At 56.8% G+C, this 24,563-nt stretch carries 11 protein-coding genes; all 11 read left to right on the top strand.

Features of this window, described 5'->3' with window-relative positions:
• Positions 1 to 25: 25 nt before the first annotated feature.
• The 11 genes from D888_RS0115270 (at position 26) to D888_RS0115220 (ending at position 24,551) form a co-directional block, all read left to right on the top strand.
• Positions 26 to 1,003, top strand: a complete 978-nt coding sequence (locus D888_RS0115270) for a helix-turn-helix domain-containing protein (RefSeq protein ID WP_033423251.1) — start codon at positions 26 to 28, stop codon at positions 1,001 to 1,003.
• Complete coding sequence (locus tag D888_RS0115265; RefSeq protein WP_156827028.1) at positions 1,000 to 1,518, top strand: hypothetical protein; 519 nt, start codon at positions 1,000 to 1,002, stop codon at positions 1,516 to 1,518. The genes D888_RS0115270 and D888_RS0115265 overlap by 4 nt, the downstream gene beginning before the upstream one ends.
• The gene (locus D888_RS0115260; RefSeq protein WP_020677438.1) at positions 1,508 to 2,194 is read left to right on the top strand and encodes a hypothetical protein; all 687 of its coding nucleotides are present in this window, start codon (positions 1,508 to 1,510) and stop codon (positions 2,192 to 2,194) included. Before D888_RS0115265 ends, D888_RS0115260 begins: the two co-directional genes overlap by 11 nt.
• Positions 2,191 to 11,157, top strand: coding sequence for a calcium-binding protein (locus D888_RS24805; RefSeq protein WP_020677437.1), 8,967 nt, complete (start codon positions 2,191 to 2,193; stop codon positions 11,155 to 11,157). Before D888_RS0115260 ends, D888_RS24805 begins: the two co-directional genes overlap by 4 nt.
• Before the next feature lie 83 nt (positions 11,158 to 11,240).
• Positions 11,241 to 12,464, top strand: coding sequence for a glycosyltransferase (locus tag D888_RS0115250; protein ID WP_020677436.1), 1,224 nt, complete (start codon positions 11,241 to 11,243; stop codon positions 12,462 to 12,464).
• A 3-nt stretch (positions 12,465 to 12,467) separates the two neighbouring features.
• Complete coding sequence (locus tag D888_RS0115245; RefSeq protein ID WP_020677435.1) at positions 12,468 to 13,787, top strand: TolC family protein; 1,320 nt, start codon at positions 12,468 to 12,470, stop codon at positions 13,785 to 13,787.
• Positions 13,784 to 15,877, top strand: a complete 2,094-nt coding sequence (locus D888_RS0115240; protein WP_020677434.1) for a peptidase domain-containing ABC transporter — start codon at positions 13,784 to 13,786, stop codon at positions 15,875 to 15,877. The genes D888_RS0115245 and D888_RS0115240 overlap by 4 nt, the downstream gene beginning before the upstream one ends.
• A 2-nt stretch (positions 15,878 to 15,879) precedes the next feature.
• Entirely contained in the window at positions 15,880 to 17,196 is a 1,317-nt protein-coding gene (locus tag D888_RS0115235; protein ID WP_020677433.1) for an HlyD family type I secretion periplasmic adaptor subunit, read from the top strand.
• Between the two features lie 309 nt (positions 17,197 to 17,505).
• Positions 17,506 to 19,323, top strand: coding sequence for a chloride channel protein (locus D888_RS0115230; protein ID WP_245555019.1), 1,818 nt, complete (start codon positions 17,506 to 17,508; stop codon positions 19,321 to 19,323).
• Positions 19,316 to 21,526: an ATP-dependent helicase gene (locus tag D888_RS0115225; protein ID WP_020677431.1), complete on the top strand. Its 2,211-nt coding sequence runs from the start codon at positions 19,316 to 19,318 to the stop codon at positions 21,524 to 21,526. The genes D888_RS0115230 and D888_RS0115225 overlap by 8 nt, the downstream gene beginning before the upstream one ends.
• Before the next feature lie 7 nt (positions 21,527 to 21,533).
• A complete protein-coding gene (locus D888_RS0115220; protein ID WP_156827027.1) occupies positions 21,534 to 24,551 on the top strand; it encodes a response regulator in 3,018 nt (1,005 codons plus the stop codon).
• The last annotated feature ends 12 nt before the right edge of the window (positions 24,552 to 24,563 follow it).

Genomic DNA, 24,563 nt, shown 5'->3' with positions numbered 1-24,563 from the left:
AAATCGAGAAAGTGGAGGGGCGGAATTGCCGAGGCAGCCGAGACTGGATATGCCGGGATTGGTTCATCACGTCATGGCGCGAGGGATCGAAGGGCAGGATCTTTTTCGTGACGATGATGACCGGGACGGTTTTTTGAAGCGCTTGACGGATGGCGTCAGTATGCCAGGAGGCCCACAGCTCTATGCATGGGCTTTGATGTCGAATCATTTCCATCTGTTGTTGCGCGGCGGCGAGGGACGTTTATCGCCGATGATGCGCCGCTTGATGACCGGGCATGCCGTGACGTACAACTTGCGGCACAAACGACAGGGGCATTTGTTTCAGAACCGGTTCAAGAGCATTGTGGTTGATGAGGAGGCCTATTTTCTGGAGCTGGTCCGTTACATCCATCTCAACCCTGTCCGTGCCGGTATCGTCAGGAGTCTCGACGAGTTGGCCACGTATCAATATACCGGGCACGCCGTGATTCTGGGAAAACGAGATTACGACGTGCAGGACATCGCGGCGGTATTGTCGCGATTTTCAGACCGGCAAAGAACTGCGGTGGTCGGTTACCGTCGATTCGTGGCGGATGGTTTCAGTCAGGGGCGCCGCGAGGAATTGCGCGGGGGAGGATTAATCCGAAGCGCCGGCGGGTCGGCAGCGATCATGGCAAGAAGTCTTGAGGAGCGTGAGCTGTCGGACGCAAGGATTCTTGGCGACGGCGATTTCGTCGCATCGGTACTGCGTGACAGCGAACACGGCGGTGACAGCAAGAAGCTCGCTGTCGATGAGATATTGCAAGACGTGGCAGAAAAGAGCGGAATCAGTCGAGAACAAATCCTCGGCGCCAGCCGAAGTCGGAGTGTGAGTCATGCGCGCAAATTATTCTTTGTTGCCGCGCACGAAAAAGCTGGCGCGACACTTTCGATGTTGGGTCGGCTGACGGGCAGGAGCCACGTCGCGGTGAAATTGGCGATTGAACAGGCGAAGTCAGAGCAGGCTGGAAAGGTTAGGGGATGAATAACTTACATAACTTACCAACGTCCCCTCGTCACACATATGCCACTGGCGATCCGCGACGTGTGGGAGCAGAGGCCATCTCTGCCGGAGCGCAACTGACGGTTACCGGACACAGTCTAGGCGGACACCTGGCGGCTGCGTTTACCCGCTTGTTTCCCGACACTGGTGTTGAAGCGCTCACAATTAATGGTGCCGGTTTCATGACCGGGTTAATCAGTGGATTAAGCGGCAATGCTGATACCAATATTGCAAACCTTTTCGGGCTGTTGGGCGGGGCCGATACCTTCACCAGATGGAATATTCACACCATCGCCTGCCTGCACGATATCTCCATTGAAGTGACCAATCGAACCGGCCTGAGTCTCGACCTTCTCGGCACAACCACGGCAGATGGCACCTTCACACCCGACTCCTCCACCGGTATCGACATCGCCTATCACGATGCGCTGGCCAATCAGGACTCAGGCCTTTTCTATAAAACCCTTCCTCGCGAGGAGGTCTTTAATGCTGCCTGAACATATGTATATGACCGATCTTGGCAAGATGGCTTATGTGGCGTTGTATCTGCCGTTGGTGCTTGGTTTGTTTTGGTGGCTCTACCGGAAAATTAAATCGGCTTTGCCGTTTCTAGTTTTGGTGGCACTAGTGCTGCTGACGCTTCCGTTCTGGGATGTTTACATGATTGGTCGGGATGCTGAGCGGTTGTGTCGTGAGGAGGGGGGGCTGCATGTGTACAAAACGGTGGAGGCGGAGGGTTTTTTGGGGGATAGCAGTATCGAAGTTTGGTCAAAATTTGGCTTCCAATATGTTGAAAGTGGAGGTGGTGACAAAATGAGCCGTTACACAATGGTTAATGGTAAGCCAGTCCATCAAAGAGTTCAGAAGTTTATCAGCCGAAACCAATTAAAGTCAGGTGATAACCACCGTGTAATTGACAAATATTTTGCAAGAACAAGCTATCAGGTGATTGATATTCAAAGTGATGAAGTTCTTGGCGAATTGGTAGCTTTCTCAATCTATCCAGGTTGGTGGGACAACATAATTATTGGATTGTCCGGTTCTGGATCAGGTTTTCATCCCTGGTCTTGTGGCAATGAGCCTACACAGAAAAGTGATGTTCTTAGGTTGGGTGGAAGTGATGTCGTTCGGGCGACATTGAAACCAAAAATGTCAGAAGGGGGATTTAAATGAATATTCAGGATTATTACCGGTACTCGCTTTTTTCAACATTGGCCTATGTGAATTGGCGCAAGCGTTCAGGGCTAACGCCTCAAGAGATGATTGAGGATGCCAGCAGCCCAGACAACCCCAGGATACCTGGGCAATTTTCAGGTGTGATCGATACCCTCGGTGAAAAAATATTCGCCCCTGTAACCGATGGTGGACAAGGTTGGCAAGTCGCCGACTACCATCCCAACGACACCGCCGGATTCAAAGCCTCCCTGTTCACCAACTCCGCCACCGTCGAAAAGGTCCTAGCCATTGCCGGGACTGAACCAAACGTCGAGGGCCAGGCATATTCAGATCTTTTCAAAGCCGACCTGCAGGAAATAGGCAGTTACGGCATGGCCATATCGCAGGCGGTGAGCCTGTTCAACTATGTGCAGTGTCTTCAGGCCCCCGAGGGCGCTACTGATGTTTTGCAGTTGGAGTTGGTAGAAAGCTTGATGGCTCCATCCTCAAGTGAGTACATCACTGTCCAACTCCTTCCTCCACGTTATCTCTCGGTTGTGGCCACGCAAACGGGGACAGGACTCGGCCTGTTGGACCCCGCGGATAATGTCACTATCACAGGTCATTCACTCGGCGGACACTTGGCTGCGATTGGACAGCGCCTATTTCCAGATTTATTCGATGCTACAGTTACATACAATGCTCCAGGTTTTGATCCTGATCTCGGCATCAGTACTTTCCCCGGAGATGGTGTCGGCATTATCTCTTTGGGGAAAAAGCTGACAGATGAATTCGTTGATACTTTTTTCGCACCACACCTGAGCACACCCCCTTTGGCAGATTTTGGAAATATCCAAGTCATGGTCAGCGAAGACTCTGTCCCTGGGAATGATGGATCGGGTGTTTCTTCAACCCTGATCACTGGAACCCAGCCAGGCCAGCAACAATTCGTTACCACGGAACAAAACAGTCATATGATCGAGCCGTTTATGGATTCTCTGGCTGTGCAGGCATTGTTTGAACGGTTGACTCCAAATATCGGGCTAACAGGTACGGGGGCCTTGTTAAAAGCTGCTTCTTTCGACCCGGGCAAAAGTGAAGAAGTATTACTCGACGCCCTCACTGGGTTGTTATTGCCCGATCAGAGCTCTCGTCTGGCAGACAAGCCCAATGATATCGCCGCTGGGGTAGATGGGTGGATAAAGGCGGGGGATTTTTTAAAACGGACCGCGATTCATAATCGCATCATCGAACTTGAACAGGCACTAGATAATACTTCCGGCCTGAGTATTGAACTCCTCGGCACAGCCGCTGCAGACGGCAGTATCACCCCTGACTCCCCCACCAAAATCGAAGGCCTGGCACGTAACGACATTGCCTATCGCTACGCGCTGGTCAACGGTAATCCGTTCGTCGTCAAGGGTGTCGATTACAGCAACTTCAATCAGAATGGCGAGTTGGATATCTACAATCCCGAGACGGGACAGGGGCAACTCACCAACATGTACCTGTCTGATCGCGCGGAATTTCTGGCCAGTCTGATCAAGGCCAATCTCACTGATACCACCGACATCGGAGGCGATGGTCCGCCGATTCTTTTCACCGATATCAGAACCGATGGCGAAAATATCAGTATTAGTTCCGGGAAAAGGAGCAGTTTGCTGGATCAGGCCCGTTACACCTTCGGTTCGAATGAAAATGATACGCTTGCCGGCGCCGCGCATGACGACCATCTTTACGGCATGGCTGGAAACGACACTGTTTCCGGTGGTTTTGGAAATGACTACATCGAAGGAGGCCAAGGAAATGACATCCTCAGCGGTGGAGATGACAATGACACTTTCGGCTATCAAGGGACCGATAACGGGGTCGACAGCGTTGATGGCGGGGAAGGTATCGACCAGATTGTCGGCAGTAATTGGGATGACATCATCAGTTTCAACAGGCTGACTTCCGACAATTCCATCGAAAAAATTGACGGTGGTGATGGTAACGACACCATCTCAGGTACTGTTCTGGCCGATACCATCGATCTCTCAGGCACCCTTGTTGAAAATATCGAACAGATCGACGGCGGCGGGGGGAACGATATTCTTATCGGTTCTCAGGGTGACGATCAGCTGATCGGCGGCACGGGAAACGACATCTTACAGGGCGGCTCCGGCGACGACATCCTGAATGGCGGTGCAGGCAACGACACCTACATCTACAAACCCGGCGACGGGAACGACACCCTGATCGATAGTGACGGCCTGGGAAAGATCCTGCTGGCCGATGCCGACGGAACTGTTATCGATGTGGCGACCGGGATTTTCACTCAATCCGGCACCGGTTCAAACCAATGGACCAGCAATTCCGGCAATATCACCTTGACTCAAGGATCAAGCTGGGTACTCACCTTCGCCGATGGCGGCAGCATCGACCTGGGGACCGACTTTCAAACGGGGCAGTTCGGCATCAACCTGATGGACACCCCGGCTGCGCCGCAGGTGGCCGTGGCGCCGGGCGACGCGAACGCCAACTACATATTCGATGATTCAAGCGTCGGGCAGGAAGTTTATGCCCAGGCCGGGCGCGACATGGTGTTCGGCAGCAGCGGCGACGACATCCTTGACGGCGGAGCCGGTAACGACTGGATCGCCGGGCGCGGCGGCGCCGACATCATCGAGGCGGGCAGCGGCAATGATCTGGTCAGCTGGATCGGGGGCGGCAGCCGGGTGAACGGCGGGGCTGGCGACGACCTGATTACCGCGAATGGCCGCGAATGGTTTTACGTCGACCAGCCCACGGGGGATATCACCGCCGATGCGCTCTGGGCCGATGTCAGTCAACGCTGGCAGTCCGGCCATGCCGACGGGCTCGTGGTGACGGAGAGCGGTTACCTTGCCGCCTCATTCTGGAGTGGCGTGGCGCCTGGCAGCTACGCCGGCGATTCGGTCCTGGGGGACGGCTGGACCTATGAATTCAGTATCGGCGCCGATGACGCGTTCAAGATCACCTATTATCATCCGACCAAAGCTCCCGACGGGGTGGCGCCGGCCCGATCCTGGGAACATATGATTCAGCCGGAGAACAGCGCCAGCGCGGGGGTCATCCTGAACGGCGACGCCGGCAACGACGTGCTGGTGGGCAATGACGGTGCCGACACACTCTCGGGCGGCGCGGATCGGGACATCCTGATCGGCAACGGCGGTGACGATGTGCTGGAGGGCGGCGATGAAAACGATCTTCTGGCCGGCGGCGCCGGGGCCGATATCCTGCTCGGGGGCGCGGGCAATGACGAAATCCATGGTGAATCCGAGACGGATATCATCTTCGGCGGAGCGGGGAATGACCTGATCTGGGCCGATTCGCAATCAGACCAACTCGCCGCGCGCGACGGTAACGACTATGTCGAAGGTGGTGCCGGCGACGATCAGATCCTCGGCCAGGGGGGGGACGATACCCTGTTCGGTGATGATGGAGAGGATCTGGTGATCGGCGGTGCCGGGGATGATGTGCTGTTCGGTGGCGCTGATGCCGACATTCTGTATGGTGACAATCATCCGTCCGAAACGCTGAGTGCCGAGCTGCAGGGGGATGATCATCTGGCCGGTGGCGCAGGGGATGATTTTCTCTACGGCGGTGGCGGTGCCGATGTGCTGCGCGGCGACGAGGACAACGATTATCTGGCCGGGGATGCCGGGAATGACAAGCTTTATGGCGGCAGCGGCGACGATACGCTGATCGGTGATGCCAGCCCCGCACAACTGGTCGCCAGTCTCCATGGTGATGATGAACTTCACGGTGGCACAGGGAACGACCTGCTTTTCGGGGTCGGCGGCAACGATACTCTCTACGGGGATGACGGCAACGACGAGCTGCATGGTGATTCCGGCGATCTGGCGGCGGCGGATCACGGCAACGATACTCTGTATGGCGGTAGGGGGAATGACCTCCTGGTGGGATACGGCGGCCAGGATCTCCTGTACGGTGGCGCGGGAGACGACAAACTCTACGGCGACGGCGGCGACATTGCTGCCGCCTATCAGGGGGACGACCGTCTCGACGGGGGCGCTGGCGACGACCTGCTCAGCGGTGGCGGCGGTAATGATACCCTGATCGGCGGTGACGGCATTGACAGCCTGTACGGCGGGATGGGGAATGATCGTCTCGACGGCGGGTTGGACAACGACACTCTTTACGGTAACGACGGGGATGACCAGCTTTTCGGTGCCGCGGGCGACGACACCCTGGTCGGCAGTGCCGGCAACGACCGGCTTGACGGCGGTACCGGAAACGACGTCCTGTACGGCGACGCCACCGGGGAAAGCGGCGACGACATTCTTGCCGGCGGCGACGGCGACGACAGCCTGTACGGTAACGCCGGCAACGATCAATTGGACGGTGGGCTTGGCAACGACCAACTGGTGGGCGGCACCGGCAGCGACACCCTGAACGGCGATGACGGTGATGACGCCCTTTACGGTGGCGACGGCGATGACACCCTGTACGGCGGCGCCGGCGACGATCTGCTGCTTGCCGGGGCGGGGAGCGATGTCGTTGACGGAGGTTCTGGACAGGACACGTATGTTTACGAACGTGGCGACGGCCGGCTAAGCATTCTCGATACCGGCAGTAACACTCTTCGTTTTGGTTTCGGCATCAGCAGTGACAGCCTCAGCCTCGGGCTCGGCTCCCTGCTGATCAACACCGGTGACGCCGGTGACGAAATCCACATCGAAAATTTCAATCCCAACGACGTCTTTGGCCAGTATGCCATCGATCGTTTTGAGTTTGCCGACGGTACGGTTCTGCCTTACGCAGAGCTGATTGCCCGAGGTTTCGATCTGAACGGAACCGAGGGCAATGACATTATTGAAGGAACCAGCGTCGAGGACCGGCTGCAGGGTTTTGCCGGAAATGACACCATCATCGCCAAGGCCGGCAACGACCTGCTCGACGGCGGCACTGGGGCCGACCGCATGTTCGGCAATCAGGGGGATGATACCTATCTGGTCGATGATGCCGGGGACCGGGTCACAGAACTGGTCGGCGAGGGGATCGATGAGGTCCGTTCCAGCCTCGATTACGCCCTTGGCGACAACGTCGAAAACCTCAGCCTGGATGGCGCTGCGCTGCAGGGGACCGGTAATGAGCTTGACAACCGGGTTGTCGGTAACTCTGGCGACAACCGCCTGGATGGGCTGGCCGGGAACGATCTGCTGGCTGGCCTGGATGGGTCCGATCTGCTTTACGGCGGCGCTGGCGATGACAGCCTCAGCGGCGGGGCCGGTAATGATCTGCTGGATGGCGGGAGCGGGGCGGACAGCATGCAGGGCGGTGCTGGTGACGATACATATCGGGTCGATAATCTCGGCGACCAGGTGCTCGAAGCCGCGTGGGAGGGATACGACAGGGTCGAAAGCTTCGTCTCCTTCCAGCTGGGTGCCAACCTGGAAGAGCTGCAACTGGGCGGAAGTGATGACATCAGTGGTTTCGGGAACGCCTCCGCCAATCTGCTGATTGGCAACGCCGGCGACAACCAGCTCTTCGGTTTAGCCGGGGACGATCATCTGGAAGGGGGCGAGGGTAACGACCTGCTTGATGGCGGCAGCGGTAGCGACATCTTGAGAGGCGGTGGCGGAAACGATATTTACCGCCTCGATAGCCTTGGCGACCTTGTGGTGGAAGAAGCGGATCAGGGGATCGATACGGTGGAAACCGGGATCAACCTAACCCTTGGGGATAATATCGAGAACCTCACCCTGACCGGCAGCGCCGTGCGCGGTACGGGGAACGGTCTGAATAACCACATCATCGGAAATAACAACAACAATCTCCTCGATGGCGGGGCTGGCGCCGATCTCCTTGACGGCGGCCTCGGCAATGATACCTATATTGTCGATAACCTGAACGATCAGGTTGTCGAATCTCTCAACGGCGGGTGGAGCGACCAGGTTCAAAGCTCGGTCAGTTATGCCCTCGCGGCCAATGTCGAAAATCTCACCCTCACCGGCAGCGCCGCCATCAATGGCAGCGGCAATCTGCTCAATAATATTATCTTCGGCAATAGCGCCAGCAACAGTATCGATGGAGGCGAGGGGACTGACGTTCTTTATGGTCAGGCCGGTGACGACCAGCTATTCGGCGGTAGCGGCGACGATTTCCTCGATGGTGGCAGCGGTGCCGACCTGATGGCTGGCGGCAGCGGCAACGACAGCTACAGGGTGGACACCGCCGGTGACCAGATTATCGAGTATCTCGGCGAAGGCGACGATCAGGTCGAAAGCTCTGTGACCTATAGTCTGGCCGACAATCTGGAAAACCTCAATTTGACCGGCTATGCCAACATCGATGGCAGCGGGAATGCCCTGGATAACCGAATCCTTGGCAACTCCGGCAGCAACATCTTAAACGGCGGTGCCGGCAATGACCTCCTCGATGGTGGGTACGCCAATGATACCCTGATCGGGGGTCTCGGCGATGACAGCTATCTGGTCGACAGCCTGGATGATCAGATCATCGAAGCCTCCGGGGAGGGCTACGATCGCGTTGCGAGTGAGGTCAGCTTCACCCTCTCGGAAAATGTTGAGCAACTGACCCTGACTGGCACCAATGCCGCCGATGGTACCGGCAATGCCCAGAATAACCGGATTATCGGTAATGATAACGCCAATCTGCTTGATGGCCGAGGTGGCGACGATGAGCTGGACGGTGCCGCGGGGAACGACAGCCTGCTCGGTGGGGATGGTGATGACTTCCTGTACGGCGGAGATGACGGCATCTTGGCCTATGGTGGTTACTATGACTATTTCAGTTACGGCGCAGCATCGAGTAACAATGATTTTCTCGACGGGGGTGCCGGCAACGACCAGCTCGATGGGGGTTCGGGAGACGATATCCTGTTCGGCGGCGCAGGAGATGATCTCCTCTACGGTGGGGATGACGGGCCGGGTTACAGCGCCTACGGTGGATATTTTGATTATGGTGGGTACGGCGGAATCCTGACCAATAATGACATGCTCAATGGTGGTGCGGGCGACGACCTGCTCCGGGGCGGTACTGGCGACGATTGTCTCTACGGTGGTGAGGGGCGCGATATCCTGGACGGCGGGGTCGGCAACGACCTGCTTGACGGGGGGACGGGAATCGACCTCATGGCCGGCGGCAGCGGCGATGACACCTATTATGTCGACGGCTATGCCGAGGTCAGCGTCATCCCCGGTGATGGCGATGACGGGAGTGACCCCGCTCATGAGTGCCTGCCGCTCGACGGGCCGACGCTCGAGATCGGTAAGGATCATGCTCAACCCAAAGGGAACGAAGGGGTCGGTAACGGTGAGGATCCACCACCACCCGGTCATGATGTGAACCTGAATGATGGCCCCGGAACCGCTCCCGGCAACCCCGGCAACAAGGGCGGCAGCAACCAAGGGCAGAATGTCTGCATACCTGAGTCACAAGTACCAGCTGCGGCCGAAGACCAAACCCTGACCCTGCCGTCAGCAGAACCACTGCCTCTCGAGATTCAGAACCTGACTCCGACCAGTGACGTTGCGGATCAGCTGCTCACGACCTATGTCACCGATAGCGTCACTGAAAGCGCAGGCGCTGGTTACGATGTTGTTTACAGTTCCATCACCTATGCGCTGACTGACCATGTCGAAGAATTGCGCTTGACCGGCAGTGATAATCTCGGCGGCAGCGGGAATGATCTGAGCAATCTGATCGTCGGCAACAGCGGGGATAACCGCCTGGACGGCGGCGCCGGCAACGATCAGTTGATCGGAGGGCTGGGTAACGATACCTACGCCGTGGACAGCCTGTATGACAACATCTATGAAGCGAGTGATGCCGGGTTTGACCGGGTCGAGGCGAGTATCGATTACATCTTGGGTTCCAACCTTGAGGCGTTGCGTTTGATCGGCGCGGCGGACTTGCAGGCGGTCGGCAACGCCTTTGATAATGAGCTGCTCGGCAACAGCGGCGACAACCTGCTGCAAGGGTTGGCCGGCAACGACACCCTGGAGGGGGGCGCCGGCAATGATATCCTGGAAGGTGGGGCGGGGAATGACAGCTATCGCTACTCCCGCGGCGGCGGGCTGGATCTGATCCGGGATGTTCAGGGGGTGAACCTGGTCCGTTTCGGCCAGAATATCGACAAAGATCAGGTTGTTGTGCGCCTGACCGAACGGGATGGCCTGCCGATCGCGCAGATTCGTCTGCTCGATGTTCATGGTTCCGAGTCGAACGAAGGCTTCGATGTGGAGATGCCGGGCGGTGTGTATCCTCTCAAGCTGGAGTTTGCGGACGGCAGCAGCGCAACCACCGATGAACTGTTAGCAGCGACCGCAGTCTTTGAGGGGAGCAAGAAACAGGATCTGATCGTCTTGGGGGCTGCGGATGACAGCGTTTACGCCGGGGCCGGCAACGACAGGGTCAGCGCCGGACGCGGCAATGATCTGCTCTACGGTGAAGCGGGTGATGACGAACTGCATGGCGGTGCCGGCCATGATCGGCTCTTCGGCGGGGCCGGGGAAGATATCCTTTACGGGGAGTGCGGCAACGATCAGCTCACTGGCGGTGCGGGCAATGACTGGCTCGGAGGAGCCCAGGGTGACGACAGCTATCTCTTCGACAGCGGTGATGGCGTGGACACCATCAACAACTTTGATCTAACCGGTTTCGACCGCATTCTGTTTGGTGCGGCAGTCGACCCGACGCAGATCGCGCTGTTCCGCAATGATAATCATCTGGAAATCGGTTATGGCAGCAACGATCAGATCACGGTCAGGGATTACTTTGTCGGCCGCGACAATCAGGTCGATGAGCTGCAATTGGCCAGCGGGCAGACCCTGACCGCCGCTGATATCGATGCAGTCATTCAGCAGATGTCGGCTTATGCCGTTGAGGAGGGGATCAGTTTAAACTCCCTCAGCGCGGTGCGCGAGGATGAGAACCTCATGACCCTGGTTGCAGGGGCATGGCACGCCGCGTAACTCACTTACTTTAATGAAATAAACGCCGTCAGTCGGGTCCCCGGCCGGCAGCGTTTTATGCCAGACCAAGGGTCTTTGTTTCTATGAAGGTCTCCTCCCAACAGCGCCATATCTTGATTGCCTGGGAACTCGGCGGTGGCTTGGGCCATATCACCCGGATTGCCTCGATCGCCAAAGGATTCATCGCCAGAGGGGACCGCGTCTCCTTGTGCCTGCAGGATCTTTCCCGGGCCTATGAGTTTGTTGCCCACCTTCCGGTTGGGCTTTATCAGGCCCCGGTCTGGTTGCCGCGCCTGCGGACAGAGCGCGAGCCGGTCTGTTTCTCCGACATTTTGTTGCATAAAGGCTACGGAAACGCGAGGGGACTTTTGACCCTGACCCTGGCCTGGCAGACCTTGTTTAAAACCCTTCAGCCCGATTTGCTGTTGCTGGATTACGCCCCCACGGCATTTTTAGCTGCGCGCGATGGGACAATTCCCAAAGTCATCATCAGTTCAGGGTTCGGGGAGAGCACCGCGGGGTTGCCGGATCGCTGCCTGCGGCCCTGGAACGAAGACGGCCAGAAGCAGACCCAGTCGAGTGAAAAGCTGGTTGTCGGTATTGTCAATCAGGTTTTGAAAAAGTGCAGGGTCTCACCCATTCGGCAGGTATCCGATCTCTTTCAGGCAGACCATATTTTTCTGTTCATGGTCCCTGAAATCGATATGCAGAAGAATTGGCGATCTGCGACCTATCTGCGCCCGCCTCAGGAGACGGGGAGTATGGAGCCTGCGATCTGGCCGACAGAAGCGGGGAAGAGGGTTTTTGCCTATCTCAAGCCGTCCGCCAGGCTGTGTCTGGCCACAATCGCGAGCATCGCGGCGTTGGATTGTGTCGGCCTGATTGTTTGCGCAGGCTTGCCAGAGAAGGCACGGGAAGAGTTTCAGCGGCCAGGGCTGAAGATCTGTGTCGAACCCTGCGATTTGAGCGAGGCACTGGAGGTCGCAGATGTTGTCGTCTGCCACGCGGGGAAGAACACCCTCTCTGACGCCTTGTTCGCCGGGAAACCTGTGCTGCTGCTCCCTGAGCAGCTTGAGCAGTTTCATAATGCGCTTCAGGTTGAAAAACTGGGGGCTGGTCTCTATGTCAGGGAGGGCGCCAGTCAACAGCAGATTCAAGATGACCTGTCCACACTGCTGGAGGACTCGCGTTTTTCCGCAGTCGGTGAATCGCTGGCGAAGAAAAATGCCGCCTTGAAGCGAATCGAGCCAGTGACCGCAGTTGTGGATCACTGCGAACGCTTGATAGCAAGCACTCTGAGGGCGTAAGTGGTGATTGCTCGGTTCCGGCCAAAGGCCTTCTCGGCCCTTTCGTTTTTACTGATTTTCTGTTGTGTCTCTTCCGCTTTTGCGGAGCAACTCGATTTCGAGTCGCTTTTGTCTGCTGCACAGAAAAACTGCTACGAGATTAAAATCGCCGGGGAAGATGTTCAGGCCAGCCAGGCCTACATAGGTGAGGCCATGGCGGACTATTATCCGCAGTTGTCAGTGCGTCTCGGCAACGAATATGTCCATGCCTTCGAGGTGAATGCCGGTGTCGCTACGGTCGGCGATGCCGTGATTGCCAATAATAGCTCCGGCTATAAGCATTCCCTGATCGCCGGCCTCAGTTACAATCTGTTCGATTTTGGCGTGCGAAAACTGACCGTTGAGAACGCGAAAAAACAAGTGCAGATTGCCAGTTTAACGGAAAAACAGACGTTTATTGACCTCCGCAAAAAACTTTTGACCGCTTACGCAAACGGCTTGAAATTGCAAAAACAGATTCAGGTCCAGGGGGTGATCCTCGATCGGCAAGACAAGATCTTCCACCTGAGCAAACAGCTGAAACAGGCAGGCACTCTCGGCCGTGAGCAGCTCGGGACCGCCGCAATAAATCTGGCGGAAACGCTGAGTCAGCTGGGGGTTCTGAAGGTTCGTTTTCAGGATGCGTTAGACAGTTTTTCCTCCTATACCCGGCAAACCTATCGCGGCGAACAGATTCACCTGGCGGAGCTGGCTCCCGTTGACGGCATTCTTACCCGTATCGATCTGGATGTTGCGCCTGAGGTTCTGGTTGCCCGGCAGCAGACTGAAAAGAAAGAGGCCGAACTGTCGATGCTGAAACGTTCGATGTTGCCTAAACTGACCCTGTATGGATCCTACCGAATGTTCGGCAGCAATACGGACAGTTTTGCCCATTCCCTGACAGATCTTAAGTCCAGAGAGGCCTCGGTCACGGTTTACCTGGAGTGGCCCCTCTTCAGCGGTTTTGAAAGCCAGGCGAAGAGGCTGCGGTTGCAACATGAAATAGCCGGCCTTCGCTATCAACAACAGCTGAAAAAGGCTGAACTCGAACAGGAACTCTCGCAGGACGTTAACCGTTATGAGACCTACGCGGCAGGTGAGGCGAAGAGGCTGCGGCAACTGGAGCAGATTGCGCAGGCGCAGGATGACGCCGTGCAGTTGGCGGCGCAGCAGATTTCGGATCAGGTCAGCTTCCAGCGCAAAATAATCGAACTGACCCGGCAGCGTCTTAACGTTGAATTGTGGCAGGTCGATTATGCTACTTCTGCGTTAACTCTCGACTTCCTGCATAAGGCCCTGCAATGAATTCTGCTCTGCTCGCGTTTGATCTGGTCGCACGGATCAACCGGATCGATGTTGATATCCGGTCCGTCGCCCGTGAATTCAGTTTGCAAGCATTAGTGACCCCGGATGAATTGTTGCGGATCGCCCAGCGCTTTGATTTTAAGGCGAAACTGAAAAACCTGACGGTCGCCAAGCTGGCTGACGCTTACCCCTTGCCTGCCATTGCCGTTGGTGCTGATGGTCAGTATGCGGTCTTGCTCAAGAAGAACAAGGACACCGGAAAATGTTTACTGTTCGATCCGGCGACGAAGAAGACCGTCGAAAGAACAACCGCAGAGGTCGAAACGGCCTACGCCCAATTCATCATTTTGCGGCACAAGAAGATCAATTCTCAGGTGGTGTTCGGTTTCAAGTGGTTTTTGCAGGAGATCATCACGTTTAAACGGATCATCGGCGAGGTGCTGCTCGGTTCCTTCGTGGTGCAGCTCTTCGGCCTGGTGACGCCGCTCTTCACCCAGGTCATCCTCGACAAGGTCATTGTCCACCGCAGCCTGACCACGCTCGACGTCCTGGCTGTCGCCTTTCTGGCGATTGCCAGTTTCGAACTGCTGCTGAATATCGCGCGGAACTATATTTTTATCCATACTGCGCACAAATTGGACGTCAAGCTCGGCGCAAAACTCTTCAGGCACCTGCTGGCACTCCCCTTTCGCTACTTTGAATCGCGCAAGGTCGGCAATATCGCTGCCCGGGTCAGGGAGCTGGACACCATCCGCGAGTTTATTACCAACAAGGCGGTCAGCGTAATTATCGACCTGTTCTTCTCCTGCGTTTTTGTCGCGGTGATGCTCTTGTACAGCGTCAAGCTGACTCTGGTGGTCCTTGGGTTTGTCTCGGTGATCGCGCTGCTCTACCTGATCATTACTCCGGAATTACGGCGTCGCCTGGAGCGTAAGTTTCAGATGGCCGCTTCCTCCAACTCCTATCTGGTCGAGTCGGTGACAGGCGTCCAAACGGTCAAGTCGCTGGCGGTGGAAGGGACCATGCAGAACCGCTGGGAAGATCATCTGGGACGTTATGTTAGTTCAAGTTTCAATCTGGCGAACATGTCGAATATCTCCGGGGCAATTTCCGGGACCTTGCGCCGTCTGATGACCATCACGGTCCTCTATCTTGGGGTCAAGGCGGTGCTGCAGGGAGATCTGACCATCGGTCAGTTGATCGCCTTTCAGATGTTCTCCGCGCAGTTTGCCGGTCCGGTGTTGCGGCTGGTCAACCTGTGGAACGAATTCCAGCAGGCCCTGCTCTCCGTTGACCGGCTGGGGGACATTCTCAACCATCCGACGGAACTGACCACCGAAAAGGCGATTACCCTGCCAGAGCTCAAAGGGGAGGTGAAGCTCGATCAGGTCTCATTCAAATACGCGCCAGATGGGCCGCTGGTTCTGGACGGGCTGTCCGTTTCGATCAGGGCGGGAACGAGTGTCGGGATTGTCGGGCGCAGCGGGAGTGGCAAAAGTACCCTGGCGAAACTGCTGCAGCGGCTTTACCTCCCAAGCGAAGGGTCGATCTATATTGATGAGATCGACGCCCGGCACCTGAACCCGTACTGGTTGCGCTTCAATATCGGGGTGGTGTTGCAGGAGAACTACCTGTTTAGCGGCACTATTCGCGACAATATCGCCCTGTCGAAGCCGGATGCCCCGATGGAGCTGATTCTGCAGGCGGCCCGGATTGCCGGTGCCCATGAATTCGTCGCGCAATTGCCGGGCGGGTATGACACCGAAGTCAGCGAGCGTGGTTCGTCATTGTCGGGCGGTCAGCGGCAACGGATCGCTATTGCCAGGGCGTTGATTACCAATCCACGGCTGTTGATCTTTGATGAGGCGACCTCGGCCCTCGATTATGAGTCGGAGCGGATCATCCAGCAGAATATGCAGTCGATCAAGAAGGGGCGCACCACGATCATCATTGCCCATCGCCTGGCGACCATCAAGGACTGCGACCTGATTCTGGTGCTCGACAAGGGGCGCCTGGTTGAATCCGGCAGCCATGAGCAGTTGCTCGCTCAACGTGGCTATTACCATAACCTCTCAAGTCAGCAGGGTTGAGCATGTTTAAATTCAAGCCCGCAGATGATCGTCATGAATTCAAGCCACTTCTGGTTGAAATTGAGGAGCGGCCTCTCAATCCTCTGGGTCGTGCCGTTTTCTGGATTGTGATTGGCGCTATCTTCTTTACCTGCCTCTGGATGTTCTTCGGCGAGGTCGACATCGTTGTCTCCGCCCGAGGGAAGGTTATCCCCGCTGGCGAAGTAAAAACCTTGCAGCCGCTGAATGCCGGGGTGGTACGCAGTATCCTGATTCAGCCGGGGGATTATGTTACTAAGGGGCAGATTTTGATGGAGATCGATCCTTCGGATGTCGACCCTGAACTGGCCTCAATGCAGGCCGATCTGAAACAGGCGCAACTCGAGATCGTGCGGATTAACGCACTTCTTGAAAACCGCGCGTTTGCGATTGACGACACGCAATATGATGCCGAGGTCCTGCGCGTGCAGCAGCAACTCTATCTAGCGGAACAAGCGCGATTAAGAAAACAGATCCAGGTCAAGCGGGAAGGCCTGGTGCAGCTTGATGAACGACTGGCAGCAGAGGGCAAAAAGGCCGAGCAGACTGGTTATCTGTTCGACAGGTCATCAGAAAAGCTTGAGCGGCTGCGGCAGGTTAAAAATATTATCAGCCGGGATGAATTCGAGCGCAGCGAAGCTGAAATGACCCAGTACCAGAGCGATCTCAAAGCCGCGTCATATCGGGTCGCTGAGCTGGAGGCCCTGAAGATGCAGACTCATCAGGAGATCGCCGCTATTGAAGCAGAAGACCGTCACCGGCTGCTCACAGATCTGGCCGAGAAGAAGCAGCGCTACCTCTATCTGCACTCCCGGATTGAAAAGGCCCTGTTTGTGAGTACCCGCCAGCAGCTCTCCGCGCCGGTTGATGGCTATGTCTCGCAGCTGCTGTTCCATACCATCGGCGGCGTGGTGGCTCCGGGCGAGAAGCTTGCATACATCGTCCCGAGTCATTCGCCTCTGCTGATCAAGGCCCTGCTGCCGAATCAGGACGCCGGTTTTGTCGCCGAAAATATGCTGGCTTCGATCAAGGTTGATACCTTCAGTTTCCAGAAGTACGGCATCATTGAGGGCAAGGTCATTCAGGTTTCAAAGGACAGCCTTGAAGACCAGAGGCTGGGGTTGGTCTATGAACTCTATATCGCCCCGGACAAAAATACCCTGATGATTGATGGGGTCGAGACGCCTATTACGGTGGGCATGAGCGTGACCTCGGAGGTGAAGGTGGGGAAGCGGCGCATCATCGAGTTTTTTCTCTACCCCTTGATTAAATATCTGGATGAGGGGGTCAGTCTGATCTGAGGCTGATGTGTAAGGCCGCCGGGTAACCGTTTTCAATCAATGTACAATGACCGACCGCCGAAATTGTTGGAGTTTTGAGCTATCTTCGCAAAGTTTTTTTGTGAGCCCCTCTATTTGCCCTGCCGCTTATTCTTTACTATGATAGTCAACCTGTTTGAGGGCATAATAGCCGCCGCTTTTGGTTGGCTTGTGTCTGTTGATGGTTATGAAACTGTTTTTCTCAATTTCCGTGGTGATCGAGGTCGATTTTGAATTCAGGTTGGGACGTTATTTTTTTGATGGTCAAAGGATTTGACGAGGTGCCGCGGTTTGTTTAAGCCTTCAGTGCGTAACTTTATTTCTTTTAGAAACCCCTTTTCTCGAAGAATCCGACATCTTAACCGAAAGTTCTTACGTCATTTCCAGGTCAGTGAAAACACCTTTATGGTGGGGCTGGCGGTGGTTATTGGCGTGCTGGCGGGCCTGGGTAACTACGCCTTTCGCAAAACCATTGAGCTGATTCATTTTCTCATCGTGACGCAGGGGGAGCAGCTGCTGCACATCGACCCGGATCACTGGTCGACGGCGCGGCTGTTGACCTTTGTCTTCCCGGCGCTCGGTGGGCTGTTGCTGGTCCCGCTCTGGTTCTACTTCAGTAAGGATCTAAAAGGCGGGTTCGCCGGATTTCTGGTCAAGGTCAACCTGAAAGGCGCCAAGTTGCCCTTCAGACCCCTGTTTACTCGAGGTCTGGCGGCGGCAATTACCCTGGGGGCCGGGGGGAGTGCCGGGCAGGAAGGTCCGATCGCCGTGATCGGCGGGACCATCGGCAGCCAGTTCGGGATGCTGTTCAAAATGGGCGGGGATCGGCTCAAGGTGCTGGTCGCCTGCGGCGCCGCCGCCGGGGTCGCCGCGACCTTTAATGCGCCGATCGCCGGGGTCTTTTTTGCCGCCGAAATCGTGCTGCTCTCCTCCTTTGAGCTCGCCAGTTTTACCTCCATCGTAATCGCCAGTGGAATGGCAACCGTCGTCTCGCGGGCGCTGCTCGGCAACGCCACCGAACTGGGCGCACCAGCCTACCTGATGCAAAGCCCCTGGGAGCTGCTGCTCTATCTGGTTCTCGGCTCGATCATCGGCTTATTGGCCAGCGGGTTTATCGAACTGCATTTTCGCATCAAGGACGGCATCGAATCCCTGCGTCTGCATCGCTTGGCCAAGCCGATTATGGGGGGCCTGGCCGTCGGTATGATCGGGGTCGGACTCCCGCAGGTCTATGGCAACGGCTATGAATTCATCAGTACGGTTCTCGCCGGGCATCAACCCTTGCTGCTGCTGGCGCTGATTCTGGTCAAGGCGGTGGCGACCTCGATCACCATCAACTCCGGGATGCCGGGCGGGATGTTTGCCCCCTGTCTCTATCTGGGTGCGGTCACCGGCGGCGCTTTCGGTCTGATCTGTGCGCAACTCTTTCCGGCCTTGCATCTGGCTCCCGGCGCCTATGCGCTGGTCGGCATGGGCGCTTTTCTGTCGGCCGCCACTCATTCACCGATGACCGCCATCTTTCTGCTGTTTGAGATCACCGATTCTTATGAGGTTATTATTCCGATCATGATCGCTTGTGTGATCGGCACCTCCATCGCCCGCCACTTCAAGACGGAGAATCTTGAAACCGCTGAGCTGGTGCGTGAGGGGATCGATCTCGAGGCCGGCAAGGAACGCAACATCATGAAGGCCTTGCGCGTCGACGCAGTGATGGCCAAAAATGTTGAAGCGATATCTGAGAGTATGACTCTCGGCGAGTTTGCTCACTTCATCGCCAGCACTCATCACACCAATTTTCCCCTCGTCAATTCGGAAGGGGAACTGACCGGGATCATTTCGGTGCAGGATTTCATGGGGGTGGTGTTCGAACCGGAACTGATGGATCTGGTTGTGGTCAAGGAACTGGCGACCCTCGATGTCATCACGGCGCATGCCGATGAGGATCTCGATACGGCCATGCGCAAGATCGGCTACCGCAATATCGAACAGCTACCGGTGGTGGATCGTGAAACCCACTCCCATTTGATCGGGATCATTTCGCGACATGATATGGTCTCGGCCTACAATCGTGCCCTGATGGCGCGGACCCTGGGGGAAGAGGATGAGTGATCTGCTCAGCGGGTTGAACCCTCAACAGCGCGAGGCGGTCACCCACATCAATGGGCCCATGCTGATTCTGGCAGGCGCCGGTTCGGGCAAGACGCGCACCCTGATTCACCGGGTCGCCTGGTTGATCCGCGAGCAGGGGATCGCGCCCTGGCAGATTCTGGCGGTGACCTTTACCAATAAGGCCGCCGGCGAGATGCGTGAACGTCTGGCACGTATTCTGCCTGAGACCGAGCCGCCCTGGGTGGCGACTTTTCATGCCAGTTGTGTGCGTATTTTACGTCAGGAGATTACGGCTCTCGGTTATGGCCGCGACTTTATCATCTATGATGACCAGGACCAGCAGCGCCTGCTCAAGCTGGTGCTGACCGAACTGGGGATCGGTGAAAAAAGTCTGCGGCCTTCCGCGGCGGCCCACGCCATCGATCAGGCCAAAAATCGCGGGCAGCGACCGGCGGATCTGGCCGACGATGAAGATCAGGGTCTGGTCGAGATCTATCGCCGCTACCAGCAGCGGCTCAAGCAGGCCAACGCCGTCGATTTCGGTGATCTGATTTTGCTAACGGTCCAGTTGTTTGACGAGCATCCAGAGATCCTGCAGCGCTGGCAAGCGCGGTTTCGACACATCCTTGTTGATGAATTTCAGGATACCAACGGCATTCAATATCGTCTGATCCATATGCTTGCCCGTCCTCATGGCAACTTGTGCGTCGTCGGTGATGATGACCAGTCGATCTACGCCTGGCGCGGGGCCGAGATCACTAATATTCTCAACTTCGAACGTGATTATGTCGGTACCAAGACCATCCGCCTGGAACAGAACTATCGCTCCACCAGCAGAATTCTTGCTGCTGCCGGTGGCGTCGTCGAACAGAACCGCGAGCGTAAAGGCAAGACCCTCTGGACTGATAACCCCGAAGGCGCTCTGGTGCGCATTGAAGCCTGCGGTGACGATCTCGAAGAGGCGCGGTTTGTCGCAAACGAGATCGAGCGGCTGCAAAGCAGCGGGCGAAGCTTGCGCGAAATTGCGGTCTTTTATCGCACCAACGCCCAGTCCCGCCCCCTCGAGGAGGCACTCACCTTCGCCCGCATCCCCTATGTCATGTTCGGTGGGGTCAAGTTTTTCACCCGCATGGAGATCAAGGACGCACTTTGTTATCTGCGGCTGCTGCTCAACCCGGCCGATTCGGTCGCCGCGCAACGCATCATCAATGTCCCGGCGCGTGGCATCGGCAAGACGACGGTCGACAAGGTTATAGCGCTGCAGGGGGATGAGCGGAGTTTTTTCGCCGCCTGTCGGTTAGCGCTGGCTGAGGGCACTCTTGGTGCGGCCGCCAGTCGCAAGCTCAAGGTGTTTGTCGATTTAGTCGATGACTTCAGCAAGCGGCTTGAACGTCTGCCTTACCCGCAGCTCACCGCAGAGCTGCTCGAAGAGAGTGGTTATCTGCCGGTCCTGCGTGAAGAGGCGCAGGGCGCCCTGACCGAGGGTCAGCGCCAGGAAGCGCAGGGACGCCTCGAAAATCTCGAGCAACTGCTCGCCGGGATGGAGGAGCACCGGGGCCGCTCCGGAAGCCTGCAGGATTATCTCGAAGAGATCGCGCTGGTGACCGATCTTGATCGCAACGACAGCAGCCTCGAGCGCGCGACCCTCATGACCCTGCATGCCGCCAAAGGGCTCGAGTTTCCAGTGGTATTTGTCACCGGCATGGAGGACGGCCTCTTCCCTCACAGCCGAGCAGGAGGTGAGGATATCGAGGAAGAGCGGCGGCTCTGTTATGTAGGGATGACGCGCGCCATGGAGCAGCTTTATCTGACCCATGCACGTCGCCGCCGCATTTACGGCAGCTATCAGTACAACCCGCCGAGCCGTTTTCTGGCCGAGATTCCGGTCGCAGTCCTGGCCGGAACGCTGAAACCGGAGGTCAGCAGTCAACATAATCTCGCCGGGCTCTTTAGCGGAGTACAAACCGGGTCGCTTGAAGCGACCGGGCCCGAGGAGGCCGGCGAATCCTTTGACGAGGTTAAGGTCGTCCCCGAGGCCGAGGAGGGGTTGCGCCTGGGACTGCGCGTGCGGCACATCAAGTTCGGGGTCGGAACCGTGCGCCGCATTGAAGGTGTTGGTGAAAATCAGAAGGTGATCGTTTATTTCAACTCAGTGGGAGCGAAGAAGCTGCTCCTGCGGTTTGCCGGGCTCGAGCCGGCGTGACGCAGCGGTGACGAAAGAACTGATGACTACTCAGCCTCCGACATTCCATCTGCTCGTGGTCGATGATAATCCGACCAACCTTGAATTGATGGCACGTATCGTTGAAAACCATCTGCCCGAGGTGCGCTGCTTCAAGGCTGCGAACGGCGAAGAGGCTTTTTCACTGCTCGCAGTGGAGCGGATTGACGGGGCCTTTGTCGATGTCCAGATGCCCGGGATCAGCGGGTTCGAGATGTGTCGCCGGCTTAAATCCGACCACCAAACCGCTCATATCCCGGTCGTGCTTCTGACCGCTCATATCGCCACACCCCAAAGTCGGGCCGAGGGACTCGATGCTGGTGCGCAGGATTTCATTTCGCAACCGGTCAGCAATATCGAAATGCTGGCGAGGATCCGCGTGATGCTGCGCCTGCAGCGTGAACATGTCTGTTTGTCCAGTCAGAACCAGCAATTGCGACAGACCCTCAAAAGCAACGTCGCGGCGCTTCGCTGGCTGACCGGTCTGGTCGATGTCGGAAGCAGCGCGACTCTTGAGCCTGAGCTGCTCGAGAACCTGGCCACGAGGCTTGATGGCGCGCAAGAACCGACTCCCGATCAGTTTGCCAGCTGGCTGCTGCCGGAGCTGCCGCATGGCTGGCAATCGGCGCTGCTGAAATTGGCGCTGCTCGAATCCATCCCCCTTGAACTGGCGCGGCGTCTGACCCCCCTTGGCGAGGTCGAGGAAATTCTCGATTATCTCTGGCGGCATAACTACCATGTCGAAACCGTCGCCGGGGGCTACCGCTTCGATGAACAGCTGCAGGGCTATCTGCGGGCGCAGGCGAAAGTCCTGTTGAATGAAAATGAACACCTCGAGGTTCATCATACGGCGGCTGGCTGGTACCAGGAAAAAGCCGATTTATGGGGCGCACTCCGGCATCTGCTTCTGGGTCAGCTGTATCAGGAGGTTGAACTTCTCCTGAGTCAGACCGGGCTGTTGTTGCCCTTGACCGCTCCGCAGAACGTTGCTGAACTGCTGGAGCTGGTGCCGGAAGCATTGGCCGCCAGGCTGGGCTGGTTTTCGCTGTTTGTGGGGAGCTGTAAATTTGGCAATGCGCCCGGGGAGATTGATAACTGGTTCGAACTGGCGCGTGCCCGTTTTGTTGCGGCCGGTGATCGGCGGGGAGAATTACTGGCCTTGTCCCAGCAAGTCCGTCAGTATCTGTTTCTTGATGGCCGTTTTGCCTACGGGAAGGAAATTTTGCCGCGGCTGGAAGAGTTGCTGGCGGAACAGCAGGATCTTGATCCGGTCAATCAGTCGATGGTCCTCTATGCCTTGTCCCTCGGGAAATGTTTTTTTTCCGGAGATTTGGCCAAGGGTGAGATCTACGCGCGTTCCTGTCTGCAGGTGGCCCAGCGCAGCGGCCAGCCAGATCTTGAGCTGGATGGCCGGATTGCATGTGGCTATCTGGCACTGTTGCAGGGGAGCTGCGTTGTGGCCTTCTCGGAAGTGGAGAATGCCTGGCAATTATGCGCAGACGGTGCCAATGGTTCGGTGTTCTTCTACCTTATGGCGGCCAATCTGCTGTTGCACACCGGTGACGTAGGCGGCTATCGAGAACAGCGCCGCCAACTGACGGAACGTTTCAGTCGCAAGTCGCTGCAACAAGGGATCCTGGGGGCTGTGCTGTATCTTTTGGATGTCGAAGCCATGCTGTTTGAAGGGGATGCGATTGCGGCCGCCGAAATGATCCGCATCGGTTGGGTCGAAGGGGTGGCCACCCAGAATCCTCACTTGCACAGCTGGTTTTTGCAGTTTCGGGCTTTGTTGCATGCCAGGGCAGGGCGCAAAGAAGAGGCGCGCCTGGATCTGAAGACCTCACGCAGGTTGCGCGAAGAGGCCGGCGGCGGGGTGCATATCCTGACCAATCTGCTGGTTTGTGCCGAAACCCTGCTGGAGCTCGATGAACTCCCCGAGGCTCAAGAGTTGTTGCAGAGAGCCCTCGAGCTCTCACGTCGGAGTGGCGATCTGCTGGTTCGACCCGGCATCCACGTCGTCTTTGCCCGGTTCTATCAGCGTCAGGCCGACACGGCCAGGGCGCTTGAGCAGCTACGTGAGTTTTTGGCGCTGTTGGGGTCCCGGCATCAGAACTGCGGGTTCTTTTTAACCCCGGAACTGTTTGATATTCTGCCCCTGGCAGTCGAGAATGATGTCCTCCCCGAGATAGCACAGCGTCTCTCGGCGGAATATCTCGGACGAGATATCCATGATGACGGGTCGCAGGTCCCGCATCTCCGCATCTTTCTGCTTGGTCCCTTTCTCATGCGGGTCGCCAGCCGTCAATGGCTTGAAGGCAGCAGTCTCGGTGCCACCGGGCGTCATCTCCTCGGGCTGCTGATTTTTGCGCCGGGGCACCAGATGTCCATCGACACACTCAGTGGTAAAATCTGGCCGGAAAGTTCACCCAGCAGGGCCCGACAGAACTTTGACAGTACCATGTTGCGGATGCGCAAATTTCTTGATGACACCTGGGGCAGCGGGTCTGCACGCTGCTATCTGGTGGTCGAGAGAGGAATATTGTTTTTGCGTCATCTGGATGTAGACGCTTTGAAATACAAGGAGCACGTTGAACAGGCGCGAAACCTCTCGCGGCGCGGCAACGCCTGGCAGGCCTGTCATAAACTCATGGCTGCTGAGCGCCTCTGGCGGGGTAGTCTGATGGAGGGTTTCGATGTGCCCGAAGAATGTCTGGACAAACAGCAAGCCTTTGAAGAGCTGCGCTTTGAGCAGATCGAACTTATGTCCGGTCTGAGTGATCCTCTCTGCCGGGGGATTGATCTCGAAGCTCTTCTGCTGAGTGGTTTACGTATTGACCCGATCCGGGAATCTTTGATCAAGCGTTTGATGGCTCTCTATCGTCAAAATCAGGACCATGTTAAGCAGAAGCGGTTGCTGGATCAGTATCGCAAGTCGTTGAAGGAGGAAGATTTCTCCCCTGAAGAGATCGCGGAGATTATCCGCACTCTGGAGGATGAACGGCCTTAAATCAGGCATGAG

The organism is Geopsychrobacter electrodiphilus DSM 16401 (assembly GCF_000384395.1).
Lineage (GTDB): Bacteria > Desulfobacterota > Desulfuromonadia > Desulfuromonadales > Geopsychrobacteraceae > Geopsychrobacter > Geopsychrobacter electrodiphilus.
This window is presented reverse-complemented; position numbering and strand designations above follow the sequence as displayed.

Bases quoted from the DNA above. Each gene is read 5' to 3' on its own strand.
- D888_RS0115225 (WP_020677431.1), top strand. From the start codon at position 19,316: ATGAGTGATCTGCTCAGCGGGTTGAACCCTCAACAGCGCGAGGCGGTC.
- D888_RS0115240 (WP_020677434.1), top strand. From the start codon at position 13,784: ATGAATTCTGCTCTGCTCGCGTTTGATCTGGTCGCACGGATCAACCGG.
- D888_RS0115265 (WP_156827028.1), top strand. From the start codon at position 1,000: ATGAATAACTTACATAACTTACCAACGTCCCCTCGTCACACATATGCC.
- D888_RS0115250 (WP_020677436.1), top strand. From the start codon at position 11,241: ATGAAGGTCTCCTCCCAACAGCGCCATATCTTGATTGCCTGGGAACTC.
- D888_RS0115260 (WP_020677438.1), top strand. From the start codon at position 1,508: ATGCTGCCTGAACATATGTATATGACCGATCTTGGCAAGATGGCTTAT.
- D888_RS0115235 (WP_020677433.1), top strand. From the start codon at position 15,880: ATGTTTAAATTCAAGCCCGCAGATGATCGTCATGAATTCAAGCCACTT.
- D888_RS24805 (WP_020677437.1), top strand. From the start codon at position 2,191: ATGAATATTCAGGATTATTACCGGTACTCGCTTTTTTCAACATTGGCC.